Below are 13,934 nucleotides of genomic sequence, written 5' to 3' on the forward strand. Positions count from 1 at the left end.
CGTTCGTTGCGCTTGACCCTTGCCCTCCTCCTGCTCGCGGCGACGCCGGCCTTTGCCCAGCAACAGCCGGCCGCGCCAATACCTGACGGCCCGACGCGCAACTTTACCAGCAGCGACCTGTTCGGCCTGACGGTCGCGGCCGATCCGCAGATCAGCCCGGACGGCAAGACGATCGTCTATGTCCGCCGCACCGGCGACGTGATGACCGACAAGATGCAGTCCTCGCTCTGGTTGATCGACGTCGCGACAGGTCGCCAGACACCGTTCGCGACCGACGGCAGCAGCCCGCGCTGGTCGCCCGATGGTATGCGTATTGCCTACGCCGCGCGCGACGGTGAGGGATCGCAGCTGTTCGTCCGCTGGCTAAGTGGTTCGACGAGTGCGCGCGTAACGAGTTTCCCCGGCGATCCACAGGCGCTCGCGTGGTCGCCGGACGGCACCAGGCTCGCCTATATCGCGACGGTGGCGGGCGAGGGCACCAAGCTCGGCACGCAGCCGCCCAAGCCCGAGGGCGCGAAATGGGCCGAGCCGCTGACGATCATCGACCGGGTCAACTACCGCAACGACGGACCGGGCTATGTGAAGCCAGGCTACGACCACCTCTTCGTGGTCGGCGCGGATGGGGGCGCGGCTCGACAGCTCACATACGGCAAGTTCGACGATGGCGGCCCGCTGTCATGGACGCCAGACGGCCGCAGCATCGTCTTCGCCGCGATCCGTGGCCCCGCCGCCGACCGCCAGGTGATGAACTCCGACGTGATCGCGGTCGATGCGACGAGCGGCACGATGCGGACGCTGACGACGCGCGAAGGCCCCGATGCGCAGCCGCGCGTGTCGCCCGACGGCTCGAAGATCGCGTGGCTAGGCTTCGACGACAAGCGCCGCAGCTACGAGAACACGCAGCTCTATGTCGGCGACCGCGATGCTGCCTCGCCGCGTTCGCTCACCGCGACACTCGACCGCGCGATCGAGGACGCAGTGTGGTCCGCCGACGGCCGCAGCCTGTATGCGAGCTATGACGACCACGGCCAGCGCCGCGTCGCCCGCGTCGGTGTCGATGGCCGCGTCACGCCGCTGATCGACAACGTCGCAGGCGGCGGGCTCGACCGGCCCTATACTGGCGGCGAGTTCTCGGTCTCGAAGGGCGGCACGATCGCCTACACCGGCGGCGATGCGAGCGCCCCCGCCGACGTCTGGGTGCTGGCGGGCGGGAAGCCGCGTCGCCTGACCACGCTCAACGCGGTGCTGACCGGATCGAAGGCGCTCGCACAGGTCCGAAAGATCGCGGTGACCGCACCCGATGGTCGCCCGATCGACGCTTGGCTCGCGACCCCGCCGAGCCGTGTCGCAGGCCAGCGCGTACCGCTGATCCTCGAAATCCACGGCGGCCCGAACGCCGCCTACGGCCCCGGCTTCGCGACCGACATGCAGCTCTACGCCGCCGCCGGATACGCCGTGCTCTGGACCAACCCGCGCGGCTCGACCTCCTATGGTGCCGAGTTCGCGAACCTGATCGACAAAACCTACCCGGCTGCCGACTACGACGACCTGATCGCCTCGGTCGACGCGGCGATCAAGGACGGTACCGCCGATCCCGACAATCTGTTCGTGACCGGCGGATCGGGCGGCGGGCTGCTGACCGCATGGATCGTCGGCAAGACCGACCGGTTCAAGGCCGCTGCGACGCAGAAGCCGGTGATCAACTGGATCAGCGAGGCGCTGACGATGGACAACACGCTGTTCACCTCGCGCTACTGGTTCACGAAGCTGCCGTGGGAGGATCCGATGAGCTATTGGAACCGCTCGCCGCTGAGCCTGGTCGGCAACGTCAAGACGCCGACCCTGGTCGTGGTCGGGGGCGACGATTACCGGACGCCGGTGAGCGAGTCCGAGCAATATTACGCGGCGCTTCAGATCCGCGGCGTGCCGACCGCGCTCGTGAAGGTGCCGGGTGCGAGCCACGGTGGCCTTGCCGCCCGCCCGTCGCAATCGGCGGCAAAAGCGTCGGCGATCATCGCCTGGTTCGATCGATACCGAAAACCGGCAGGCGCAACGACGCCGGCACAGGGAGTTGCACAATGACGATACGGTACATGATGCTGGCCGGCGTGGCGCTGGTCTCGACCGCAGCGGTCGCACAGGTCCAGCCGCCGCGCGTCGCCAAGAAGCCGTTCCAGGTGACGTCGCCCAACGGCGCGCGCGAGGACGACTATTACTGGCTGCGCGACGACACGCGGAAGAACCCGGCGATGCTCGCCTATCTCGCCGCGGAGAACGCCTATACCGATGCTCAGCTGGCGTCGCTGAAGCCGCTCCAGGCCAAGCTCTACGAAGAGACCGTCTCGCATATCAAGCAGGACGACAGCTCGGTCCCCTACGCGAAGACCGGCTATTATTACGAATCTCGGTTCCAGACCGGCGCGGATTATCCGATTTTGGAGCGGCGCAAGGGAAGCCGCACCGCGCCCGCCGAGACGCTGTTCGACGAGCCGGCGATGGCGAAGGGGCACAGCTTCTTTGCGCTGAGCGACTGGGCTGTGAGCCCCGACAACGCCCGCGTCGCCTGGGCCGAGGACACCGTCGGCCGCCGCCAATACGTGCTCAAGGTCAAGGACCTCGCTACCGGTGCGATGATCGCCGACACGATATCGAATATCGAGCCGAACGTCGTCTGGGCGGACGACAACAAGACGTTGCTCTACGTCGAGAAGGACCCGGTCACGCTGCGAGGCTACCGCGTGAAGGCGCACGTCCTCGGCACGCCCGTCCCCAGCGATCGTCTGCTGTACGAGGAGAAGGACGACACCTATTCGATGGGCGTCTCGCGCACCGCCGACGACAAGTTCGTCTGCATCGGCGTGAGCAGCACGGTCAGCGACGAGCAACGCTGCGCACCAGCCGCCGCGCCAACGAATTTCACGATCGTCGCACCGCGTGCACGGGAATTCCGCTACAGCGCGGATCATATCGGCAACCGCTGGATCATCCGTACCAACAAGGCCGCAAAAAACTACAAGCTAGTGACCGTCGCCGACGCCGATCTGGCCAAGGGCACGGCCGCGTGGCGCGACCTGACGCCGGCCAGTGACACTGTCTTCATCGAGGGCTTCAAGCCCTTCGACGGCTTCGTCGCTATCGACCAGCGTGAAGGCGGCAATCGCATGATCCGCGTGCTGAGCGATGCGGGCAAGTCGACGCCGGTGACGGCGGACGAACCCGCCTATCGCATGTCGCTCGACGTCAACGAGGAGACCGCGACGCCGTGGGTGCGCTACACCTACGGCTCGCTCGTGACGCCGACCACGACGTACGAGGTCAACGCGAAGACCGGCGAGCGCCGCGTGCTGAAGGTCGCGCCGGTGCCGGGCTACGATCCCGCGAAATACGTCACCGAACGCGTATGGGCGCCCGCGCGTGACGGCACGCGCGTGCCGGTCTCGCTGGTCTACGCCAAGGGCACCAAGCGCGACGGCACCGCGCCGCTCTTCCAATACGCCTATGGCAGCTACGGAATCTCCAGCGACCCGGCAGTCGATCCCGGCCGCATCGGCCTGCTAGATCGCGGCGTGGTCTACGCGATCGCGCATATCCGCGGCGGGCAGGAGATGGGGCGCGGCTGGTATGACGACGGCCATCTGCTCAACAAGAAGAACAGTTTCACCGACTTCATCGACGTCACCCGCTATCTCGTCGCGCAGAAATACGCGGCCAAGGACCGCGTCGCGGCGATGGGCGGCAGCGCGGGCGGGCTGCTGATGGGCGGCGTCGCGAACATGGCGCCGGCGGACTATAAGCTCATCATCGCGCAGGTGCCGTTCGTCGACGTCGTCACGACGATGCTCGACGCGTCGATCCCGCTGACGACGTTCGAGTATGACGAATGGGGCAATCCCGCGCAGAAGGCGTCGTACGACTACATGCTGAGCTATTCGCCGTACGACAACGTCAAGGCGAAGGCGTATCCGGCGCTGTATGTCGGCACCGGGCTGTGGGACAGCCAGGTGCAATATTACGAGCCGACCAAGTGGGTTGCCAAGCTCCGCGAATTGAAGACCGACACGAACCCGCTGCTGTTCCGGGTGAACATGGAGGCGGGGCATGGCGGCAAGTCCGGCCGGTTCGAGCGCTATCGCCAGAACTCCGAGTGGCAGGCGTTCATGCTGCAACAACTCGGTCTGGCTAAGTAGAAGGTCTGCCGCAAGGAGGGATGCGACGATGTGGCGCATCCCTCGACCTGCTGATCGCCTCCAGGCCTTTGCGACTTACTGACCGGCGACGGCTTTGGGTGCCGGTGCGACTGGATCGGACGGAGTCGCGGGCTTCCGCCTCACGCCGTTGAGGTCCGTCGCTGCGGGTGGCTTGGCCGCGGGATCTGATCCGGCAGGCGGTGGGGTCGCAATCTTCGTTCCCGGCGGCTGGAGGCACTGCGACGGATCCGGGCGTTTATACTCGCGGCAGTTCCACAACGCGCGTTCATAGCCGTTCGACCGATCGCGCAGATAACTGAACGTCAGCGAGGTCATCTGCGCGGTATCGAGCGGCAGCGACGTGGGCACCTTGGTGCCGTCGAGCCATGCCATGTACCGACAGAAGGACCGGTTGCCGCACGACTGCGTCGCAGCCGTCACGAGCGTGTCCGGCGATTGCCCGCGCGGGAACACGACCACGACGGTATCCGCGTCGATGCGTCGCGCGGAGGCGTCGTCGGCACCAGCCTCATCCGAGTCCGCGGCCGTGACGAACCCCATCGCAGCGGAGGCCTCGGCCAACGCCGCCTGGGCTTCGTCGAAGGCTGCGCCGGTCTTGTGCGCGTCGGACAGGCTCGCGAGCTGGGTGATGACCGGTTCGACGGTTTCGGGATGACGGCCGAACGCCGCCGGCGTGCCCCACCAGCCGGACCAGCGGAAGAACAGATGCGTGTGCACTGCGGTGATCTTGTCGAGGCTCGACTGCCAATAGGGCACGACCCAGTCGGTATGGTAGTGCGTGGCATAACCGACTTGGCCGAACACCGCGCCGCCGAGCGCCGCGCCGGCGACTTCGCGCGCGCGACGCCAGGCGTCCTCGGTCGGGTGCCAGCGGGTGATCGCACCGTCGCAGCTGAAGCTGAACTGACAGCCGGTGCTACGGTCCTGTCCTTCGAACACCACGCCGCACACGGTTTTGGGGAAGGCCGGATGGCGCAAGCGATTGAGCACGACCTGAGCCACCGCGCGTTCGCCGAGGGTGTCGTCGCCGGCTTCGTAGAGGATCCCCGCCGCCATACAGTCGGTCGCCCGCGCGAGGTCGTCCGGGGCACCGGCGAAGCGGAACGGCTTGGCCGCCGGATTCGGCTCGGTCGAGAAGGGCACGGTCGCGTTGAAGGCGCGAGCGTCGGTCGGCGTCAGGTCGACGAATTTCAACGGTTCGACCTGGGGTATCTCGGCCTTCGGCACGACGCGTTGCCGCGGCAGCGCCATGCGCTTGGCCGGGACGATGACCGGCGCATTGGCGACGACCAACGCCGGACCGACGATCGCCAGCCCGGCGATGCCGGTCAAAATGCCATGCAACGCGGAAAACCCGCGCGCGGAAGAGGATGATGCGCCGCGCGCGAACGTAGGACGTGTCACTGTTCGGGCAGGAAGTCCGGGACCGACAGATAGCGCTCGCCGGTGTCGTAGTTGAACCCGAGAACCCGAACGTTGTCAGGCAGATCGGGCAGCTTCTGAAGGATCGCTGCGAGCGTCGCGCCCGAGCTGATGCCGACCAGCATGCCCTCTTCGGTCGCCGAACGGCGCGCCATGTCCTTAGCCACTGCGGCATCGACCTCGATCACGCCGTCGAGCGCCTGCGTGTGCAGATTGACCGGAATGAAGCCCGCGCCGATGCCCTGGATCGGGTGAGGTCCCGGCTGGCCACCGGCGATCACCGGCGATGCGGCAGGCTCGACCGCGTAGACCTTGAGCGACGGCCATTCCTTCTTCAGCGCCTCGGCGACGCCGGTGATGTGGCCGCCGGTGCCGACGCCGGTGATGATCACGTCGATCGGCGTGTCACGGAAGTCGGCAAGGATTTCCTGTGCGGTCGTAGCGACATGCACGGCGATGTTCGCAGGATTCTCGAACTGCTGCGGCATCCAAGAGCCGGGCGTTTGCTCGACCAGTTCCTTCGCACGCTCGATTGCGCCCTTCATGCCTTTCTCGCGCGGGGTCAGGTCGAAGGTCGCGCCGTATGCGAGCATCAGGCGACGGCGTTCGATCGACATGCTCTCGGGCATGACGAGGACGATCTTGTATCCCTTCACCGCCGCGACGAGCGCGAGGCCGATGCCGGTGTTGCCGCTGGTCGGCTCGATGATCGTGCCGCCGGGCTGGAGGTGGCCGTCCTTTTCGGCTGCCTCGATCATCGCGAGCGCGATGCGGTCCTTGATCGAGCCGCCGGGGTTCGAGCGCTCGGACTTCACCCAGACTTCGGATTCGGGGAACAGCTTCGACAGGCGGACGTGCGGCGTGTTGCCGATCGTATCGAGGATCGAGTTGGCCTTCATGGCTTGGCTTCTCCGTGTTCGGGTTCGGTCTCTAGGATCTCTGGGGGATCAAAGGTTTTCGCGCGGCCAAGTTCCGGGAACAGTCGCGCCCAGCCGATCGTGATCGCAATAGCACCGACGCCGCCGAACACCACCGCGCCGACCGGGCCGAGCAGCGACGCCATCACGCCGCTCTCGAATTCGCCGAGCTCGTTCGAGGCCGAGATGGTGAGCTGAGACACGGCGCTGACGCGGCCGCGCATCGCGTCGGGCGTGTGGAGCTGGATCAGCGACTGGCGGACATAGACCGAGATCATGTCCGCGCCACCCGCGACGATCAGCGCGACGAGGCTGAGGACGAAGGCGGGCTGGACGGGGATGCCGGCGATCGTGCCAGGCGCGATGCCGAGCAAATTTACGATGGGCGTTGCGACGCCGAAGGTCAGGATCGCGAGGCCGAACACGACGACGGCCGCGAGCATCTTCACGCCGACATTGGTGCTCATCGGGCGGACCGAGAACCAGATCGCGGTCACCGCCGCGCCGATCCCCATGCCCGCCGCGAGAACGCCGAGCCCCTGCGAGCCGACGTGGAGGATGTCGCGCGAATAGACCGGCAGCAGCGAAGTCGCGCCGGCGAGCAGCACCGCGAACAGGTCGAGCGTGATGGTCGCGAGGACGAGGCGGTTGCGACGGACATAGGTGAAACCCTCGATGATGCGGGCGAGGGGACGGTGATCGGTCTGCGCGGCGGGCTGCGGCACCGGGCCGATCAGGAACATGAAGAGGAGCGCGACCACGAACAGGATCGTCGCGACGCCGTAGGCGACCTCCGGGTGGATCGCGTAAAGCAGCCCGCCGACGCTGGGGCCCGCGATGGTGCCGACCTGCCAGGCGATCGAACTGATCGCGATCGCGGTTGGGAGCACCGTGCGGGGGACGAGGTTGGGCGCGAGTGCTGAATAGGCTGGGCCTGAGAAAGCTCTCGCCACGCCGAACGCGACCGCGGCAACGAACAGCACGCCAAGCGTGAGGTGGCCGGTCCAGGTCAGCAACCACAATGTCGCGGCGGTGAGCACCAGCAGCGCGGTCGTGCCGCGGACGATCCAGCGGCGGTCGAAGCTGTCCGCGACGAGTCCAGTGATTGGGGTTAGCAGGAACAACGGCACGAACTGCGCGAACCCGATCATGCCGAGCATGAACGCGGCTTGCCGGATGTTCATCGTCTCGCGGGCGATGTTGTAGACCTGCCACCCGATCACGATCGACATCGCGCTGACCGCGATCGTGCCGGTGAAGCGGGACAGCCAATAGGCGCGGAAATTGGCGATCCGTAAGGGATGCTGGCGGGGGTCTGCGGTGGAGTCCATTGCGGTTGGCTTTAGGCGGTGGTGCGAGGGGAGGGCAACTGGAGCTTTGCTTGGGGTGGGGATAGTGAAGTGACGGAACCGTCGCCACCGTACGCCGTCATCCTGACGAAAGTCAGGATCCAGAACCCAGAAGGGCCGCGTCTGGGTATCCTGGATCCTGACTTTCGTAAGGATGACGGGAGGGAGAACCGACATACCCCAGACGGGAATTGATGTTCCGCCCCGTCCGCGCCTATAGGCTCCCTCAACTCCCCTACGGAAAACGAGGTTTCCCACATCGTGGCCAAGACCCCCCCACCAGCACGCGCAATCGCCGAACCGCCGATTACGAACCGCGAACGACCGGCCGAACCAAAGCCGTACGAGGCGTCGAAGGACGAACTGCTCGAAATGTATCGGCAGATGCTGCTGATCCGCCGTTTCGAGGAAAAAGCAGGCCAGCTCTATGGCTTGGGCCTGATCGGTGGCTTCTGCCATCTGTATATCGGCCAGGAAGCCGTCGCTGTCGGCTTGCAGTCCGCGCTGAACGGCGAGACCGATTCGGTGATCACCGGCTACCGCGATCACGGCCACATGCTTGCCTACGGGATCGACCCCAAGGTGATCATGGCCGAGCTGACCGGGCGCAATTCGGGGATCTCGAAGGGCAAGGGCGGGTCGATGCACATGTTCTCGACCGAGCATAAATTCTACGGCGGCCACGGCATCGTCGGCGCGCAGGTGTCGCTCGGCACCGGCCTCGCGTTCAAGCATAAATACTCGAACGACGGCGGCATCTGCATGGCCTATTTCGGCGATGGCGCCGCGAACCAGGGCCAGGTGTACGAGAGCTTCAACATGGCCGAGCTGTGGAAGCTCCCGATCATTTTCGTGATCGAGAACAACCAGTACGCGATGGGCACCAGCGTCAATCGCGCCTCGGCCGAGGACCAGCTGTATCGCCGCGGCGAGAGCTTCCGCATTCCCGGCATCCAGGTCGACGGCATGGACGTGCTCGCCTGCCGCGGCGCCGCCGAGGAAGCGCTGGCGTGGGTCCGCGCGGGCAAGGGCCCGGTCATCCTGGAGATGAAGACGTATCGCTATCGTGGCCACTCGATGTCCGATCCGGCGAAGTACCGTACGCGTGACGAGGTCCAGGCGGTCCGCGACAAGTCGGATCCGATCGATCACATGAAGAAGCTGCTCGACGCGCAGGGCGTGACCGAGGCGGACCTCAAGTCCCTTGAACAGGAAATCAGGAAAATCGTGAACGAAGCCGCCGATTTCGCCGAGCAGACCCCGGAGCCGGATGCTGCCGAGCTCTACACCGACGTTCTGGTGGAGAAGTACTGATGGCGATCGAGATCAAGATGCCCGCGCTCTCCCCGACGATGGAAGAGGGCACGCTGGCCAAGTGGCTCGTCAAGGAAGGCGATAGCGTCAAGTCGGGCGACATCCTCGCCGAGATCGAGACCGACAAGGCGACGATGGAGTTCGAGGCGATCGACGAAGGTACGATCGGTTCGATCAGCGTCGCCGAAGGCACCGACAATGTGAAGGTCGGCACCGTCATCGCGACGATCCTCGAAGAGGGCGAGAGCGCGAGCGACGCGAAGCCAACCGAGGCACGCTCGGGCGATGCGGCCAACGCCGCGCCGAAGGAAACGCCTTCGGACGACAAGGCACCGCCCGTTCCCGAAGGCGCTTCGCCCGCCAAGGCAGAGAGTGGCACGCAGCAGCTCGTCGCATCGACGGAGAAGGTCGGCATCTCCGACCCGGCGATCCCCGAGGGCACCGAGATGGTCAAGACGACCGTCCGCGAGGCGCTTCGCGACGCGATGGCCGAGGAAATGCGCGAGGACGACCGCGTCTTCGTGATGGGCGAGGAAGTCGCGCAGTATCAGGGCGCGTACAAGGTCACGCAGGGGTTGCTCGACGAGTTCGGCGACCGTCGCGTGATCGACACGCCGATCACCGAATACGGCTTTGCCGGCATCGGTGCGGGCGCGGCGATGGGTGGTCTGCGCCCGATCGTCGAGTTCATGACCTTCAACTTCGCGTTGCAGGCGATCGACCACATCATCAACTCGGCGGCCAAGACCAACTACATGTCGGGTGGCCAGATGCGCTGCCCGATCGTGTTCCGCGGTCCCAATGGCGCCGCGTCGCGCGTGGGTGCGCAGCATTCGCACAATTTCGCGGCGTGGTATGCGAGCGTCCCCGGCCTGATCGTGATCGCGCCGTATGACGCGGCGGACGCGAAGGGCCTGCTCAAGGCCGCGATCCGCACCGAGGATCCGGTCGTGTTCCTCGAGAACGAGCTGATGTATGGCCGCAGCTTCGACGTCCCCAAGCTCGACAACCACGTCCTGCCGATCGGCAAGGCGCGGATCGTCCGCGAGGGCAAGGACGTGACGATCGTCAGCTACTCGATCGGCGTCGGCATCAGCCTCGAAGCCGCCGACAAGCTCGCCGAAGAGGGCATCGACGCGGAGGTCATCGACCTGCGCACGCTGCGCCCGCTCGACACCGAGACGGTCCTGAAGAGCCTCGCCAAGACCAACCGCATGATCATCGTCGAAGAGAATTGGGCAACCTGCTCGATCGCCTCGGAGATCGTGTCGGTGGTGATGGAGCACGGCTTCGACGACCTCGACGCGCCGGTGCTGCGCGTGACGAACGAAGACGTACCGATGCCCTATGCGGCAAATCTTGAGAAGCTGATGCTGGTCGATGTCGCGAAGGTCGTGAAGGCGGTGAAGAAGGTTACGTACAAGTAATAACGCTTCTCGTGTCCACCGCCTACTGCGTGATGCGGGCGGTGGACACGGCTTGCGAGAAGAGGCGATTGAGAGCAGTCGAAATATCGTCGTCGGTCGTGACCTTGTAGTAAAGCCCGTCGGACGAACAATTCTGTAGCGCGGGTTCGACTTGGCTCAGATAGGGCACGACATTGGCTTGGGACCACGCGTCGCCATCCATCGACATTTTTAGATACTCGGTATAGAGGATCGCAACGCGAATACCTTTGGCTTTGACGGCAGCACACCATGAGGTGTCGAATGCGATCTCGGGAACACCCGATGCCCGTTGCTCGTCACGCATACCGTCCGTGATGACGAACATGATCCCTTGAGGCCTGTCGCCTAGGACATTGGTTCCGTTTCCGGGAAGGCGCATGAGGGCATTCATCTTCACAAAGGCATCGCTCGATCCAGTATCGGCATCGTTATTGCAAAAACCTTTGGTCGGGCAGCCGTTGTTATAATATAATGATGTCTGGGCCTGCGCCGCTCTATCCGAAACATACTGAAGATTATCAGTCAGGCTTGCCAGCATTTTGAAGCTGTTGGGGGCTCGAGGATCGGCCGCCGCGAACGTGTACATCGCGGCTTGATAATCGGCGTTGTTGTTGGCCGATGTCTGGGTCGCCTGCGCCATCATCGACTGCACAGCTTTGCGGGCCTCATCGACGCGCAGTGGGATACCGTAGGAAAGCGCGACGCCGTAATAATCGGTATATGATCCATTCTTAGACCGCGCAGTCGCGTCATTGGTCGAATGGCACGCAAATGCGCAGCCGCCGGTCAGCGATCGCAACTGGGTGATCCCGCTGGACGTCGCTGGAAATGCCATCGATCCCGACGTGTCGAGCAGGACGTAGAAGTCGATGTTCGGTGCGACCTTCGCGTTCGTCGTCGAGGATCCGCTGATTGGCAGCGTCGCCATGCCCAGCACACCGGCGAAGCTGTTCTGCGAACGCGCCTTGTAGCTAACGACCGCGGTGCGATTGATTCCGGTGGAATTGGTCTGCGTGATGACGATCTTGAACGCGCCATAGTCGTACGACGCTACGGTTGCGGTCGACGTGATCACCGGAGAGGTTACGGTGTATTCCAATCCCTTGATGTTAGACGCCTGCGACGTGAACATGGTGTAGGCGGCAAGCGCGCCTGCTTCCCTCGTCTGGCTCATCATCGGCGTGGTGACCGCAGCGAGAGCGGCCGCGTCGGCGACGGCGTTCAACTTGGTACGAAGCCGCGCGGCACCCGAGTAATCGATCGCCATGCCCGTTGCGAACACCATCGGGATTGTCGCAAATCCCATGATCATCAGCACGTTACCGCGCCGATCTCCCATCAACCGCCGCATTGAGGATTTGAAGGATATCTTCATGATGTTACACCGGTTTTCGGGAGCATTAGCATGACGGGCCCGAGTATGTGATCGTGGTCGATCCACGCGGACTCATGATGATCGTTTCGGTCAGCGGTATCATGCCGATATAGGTCGCGCCGAACGTCGGCTTATACTTATAGACTACCTGCGCAACGATCATCGATGTGCCGGCCTGCTTGATCGCAAGCGGCAGGTTGAAGGCGGAACACGGCCTGAGACCCGTGGTATTCTTCCCATCGCTCCAGGCGACCGTGGACCGGGACAGCGCGTCGGTCTTCACGAGCGTCACCGTCATTGTCGCGGCATCTGCAGAATAAGGCGCCAGGACCTGCTGGCTGGCATTCAGGATGGTATCGAGGTCTGAATCGGATACGGCCGTGTATTGCGAGGTGAGATCGGCGATCGTCCGGGTCGCCATGGTGACCTTGCGATTGGCCGCCACTGCATCGCTCAATTGGAAGCTGCCGGTGAAAAGCAGGATCAGGAATGGCAGCGAGATCGCGAATTCGATGAGCGAGACGCCCCGCGTGTCACGCGCGAGCCTGCCCAGAAGCGCGCCGATCACGCGTATTGCTCGGTCTTGAAGACCGACGTGGCGATCAGCAGTCGTTTGTTGTTCGACATGTTAGAGATGTCGAAGCCGAGCGGTCCATCGGCGACGTCCCACACGTACATCGTCTTGACGATGACGATGCTGCCCGCGCCGCCGGGCGCGAACTGAAGATTCGTTGGTTTACCCGTCGAATCGTATGTGATCGTGGGCGCACCCGTATTGGCATCCGAGAACGAGTTCGCGGTACGAACATCGATCATCAGGTTCGCGCATTTCATGAAACGCGGAAGATCCGCGCAGACAGCGTTCTTGAACTGGGTTTGGGTCATGTTGGCCTGCTGCGCGTTGCCGGTCATCAACTTGCGCACGGAGTTCTCCGCGACGGTTTCCAGATTTTGCTGGGCGAAGAAGAACAGCGCGATCTGGGTGATCGCGAGCAGGAGCGCGATCAACATCGGCGCGACGATGGCGAACTCGATCGCCGGCGAGCCACGCGTGTCGTGGACGATCGCTGCCCAAGCCGGCCGCGATAGCTGGCGCCGTACCGGCATATCGTCGTAAAGCATCGTCATAGCTGATCTGCATCCACCCGAAATCCGTATCGCATGCGCGACTTAAGGAATGTTTACGCTGCGGTTGGCTCATCCGGCATCGACCACGGCGTAAAGCGTAGGAAACCCGATGACGAAACCTGAATTTCGGCTGGCGATGGGCTATGCCGACTCACCCGAACGCCCAGCCCTGGAAGCGCTGTTCGCTCTAGACGACACGCTCGCCGGAATCCTGCGGACGACACGCGAGCCTTTGGTCGGGCAGATGCGGCTGACGTGGTGGTACGAGGCGCTGGGACGGCTCGATACCGCCCCTGCGCCAGCCGAACCGGTGTTGACCGCACTCCAGGCGTGCGTGTTGCCGGTGGGCGTGTCGGGGGCGAAGCTGGCGGGGATGATCGATGGCTGGGAGGCTTTGTTGGAGCCCGTGCTCGATGCGGCAGCCGTGGACCGGTTCGCGCGCGATCGGGGGCGGCGGTTGTTCGAGTTGGCGGGCTCGATGCTGTCGGTGAGCGACGCGCGGATCGGGCTGGCGGGCGAGGGCTGGGCGCTCGCCGATCTGTCTCAGCGGTTGAGCGACGCGCCCAGCCGCACATTGGCGCGCGCACGGGCGGTCGAGGCGCTCGACGCGGCGTTGCGTGGCCACTGGCCCGTCAAAGCGCGCGCGCTTGGCGCCCTGGCGCTGTCGGCGCGGTTCGACGTTTCGGCTTCGCCAGCGCCGCCGGGCAGCCCGAAGCGGGTCGGGCGGTTGGCGTGGCATAGACTGACCGGATACTGACCAATCGTCTGGGGAT

General features: G+C 64.6%; 11 protein-coding genes. 5 read left to right on the forward strand and 6 right to left on the reverse strand.

The window, feature by feature from the left end; genetic code table 11:
* Window positions 1–6 precede the first annotated feature (6 nt).
* Both ASG20_RS03935 and ASG20_RS03940 read left to right on the forward strand, forming a co-directional pair.
* Window positions 7–2,082, forward strand: a complete 2,076-nt coding sequence (locus tag ASG20_RS03935) for an alpha/beta hydrolase family protein (protein WP_056048752.1) — start codon at window positions 7–9, stop codon at window positions 2,080–2,082.
* Window positions 2,079–4,187, forward strand: a complete 2,109-nt coding sequence (locus ASG20_RS03940; RefSeq protein WP_201780665.1) for a S9 family peptidase — start codon at window positions 2,079–2,081, stop codon at window positions 4,185–4,187. Before ASG20_RS03935 ends, ASG20_RS03940 begins: the two co-directional genes overlap by 4 nt.
* 75 nt (window positions 4,188–4,262) lie before the next feature.
* Here the strand turns inward: ASG20_RS03940 and ASG20_RS03945 are convergent, their stop codons facing one another.
* From ASG20_RS03945 to ASG20_RS03955, 3 genes are read right to left on the reverse strand one after another with little or no spacing between them, the layout of a single operon-like run.
* Window positions 4,263–5,552 carry a cell wall hydrolase gene (locus tag ASG20_RS03945; RefSeq protein WP_236698736.1) on the reverse strand — a complete coding sequence of 430 codons (1,290 nt, stop codon included), beginning with the start codon at window positions 5,550–5,552 and terminating at the stop codon, window positions 4,263–4,265.
* 56 nt (window positions 5,553–5,608) lie between these two features.
* Complete coding sequence (gene cysK / locus ASG20_RS03950) at window positions 5,609–6,529, reverse strand: cysteine synthase A (RefSeq protein WP_056048760.1); 921 nt, start codon at window positions 6,527–6,529, stop codon at window positions 5,609–5,611.
* Window positions 6,526–7,878 (reverse strand): MFS transporter, encoded by a 1,353-nt coding sequence (locus ASG20_RS03955; protein ID WP_056048762.1) that lies wholly within the window; start codon window positions 7,876–7,878, stop codon window positions 6,526–6,528. Before ASG20_RS03955 ends, cysK begins: the two co-directional genes overlap by 4 nt.
* Before the next feature lie 279 nt (window positions 7,879–8,157).
* Here ASG20_RS03955 and pdhA point away from each other — a divergent pair, with 279 nt between their 5' ends.
* Window positions 8,158–9,210, forward strand: a complete 1,053-nt coding sequence (pdhA, locus tag ASG20_RS03960; RefSeq protein WP_056048766.1) for a pyruvate dehydrogenase (acetyl-transferring) E1 component subunit alpha — start codon at window positions 8,158–8,160, stop codon at window positions 9,208–9,210.
* Window positions 9,210–10,637 carry a pyruvate dehydrogenase complex E1 component subunit beta gene (locus ASG20_RS03965; RefSeq protein ID WP_056048768.1) on the forward strand — a complete coding sequence of 476 codons (1,428 nt, stop codon included), beginning with the start codon at window positions 9,210–9,212 and terminating at the stop codon, window positions 10,635–10,637. The genes pdhA and ASG20_RS03965 overlap by 1 nt, the downstream gene beginning before the upstream one ends.
* Before the next feature lie 22 nt (window positions 10,638–10,659).
* Here ASG20_RS03965 and ASG20_RS03970 read toward each other — a convergent pair whose 3' ends face one another.
* From ASG20_RS03970 to ASG20_RS03980, 3 genes are read right to left on the reverse strand one after another with little or no spacing between them, the layout of a single operon-like run.
* Window positions 10,660–12,033 carry a TadE/TadG family type IV pilus assembly protein gene (locus ASG20_RS03970; protein WP_082470718.1) on the reverse strand — a complete coding sequence of 458 codons (1,374 nt, stop codon included), beginning with the start codon at window positions 12,031–12,033 and terminating at the stop codon, window positions 10,660–10,662.
* Between the two features lie 25 nt (window positions 12,034–12,058).
* Window positions 12,059–12,601: a TadE/TadG family type IV pilus assembly protein gene (locus ASG20_RS03975; RefSeq protein WP_056048777.1), complete on the reverse strand. Its 543-nt coding sequence runs from the start codon at window positions 12,599–12,601 to the stop codon at window positions 12,059–12,061.
* Window positions 12,598–13,161, reverse strand: coding sequence for a TadE/TadG family type IV pilus assembly protein (locus ASG20_RS03980; protein ID WP_231420416.1), 564 nt, complete (start codon window positions 13,159–13,161; stop codon window positions 12,598–12,600). Before ASG20_RS03980 ends, ASG20_RS03975 begins: the two co-directional genes overlap by 4 nt.
* 109 nt (window positions 13,162–13,270) lie before the next feature.
* Here ASG20_RS03980 and ASG20_RS03985 point away from each other — a divergent pair, with 109 nt between their 5' ends.
* Window positions 13,271–13,918: a squalene/phytoene synthase family protein gene (locus ASG20_RS03985; protein WP_056048780.1), complete on the forward strand. Its 648-nt coding sequence runs from the start codon at window positions 13,271–13,273 to the stop codon at window positions 13,916–13,918.
* The last annotated feature ends 16 nt before the right edge of the window (window positions 13,919–13,934 follow it).

It is taken from the genome of Sphingomonas sp. Leaf198 (assembly GCF_001424005.1).
GTDB lineage: Bacteria > Pseudomonadota > Alphaproteobacteria > Sphingomonadales > Sphingomonadaceae > Sphingomonas.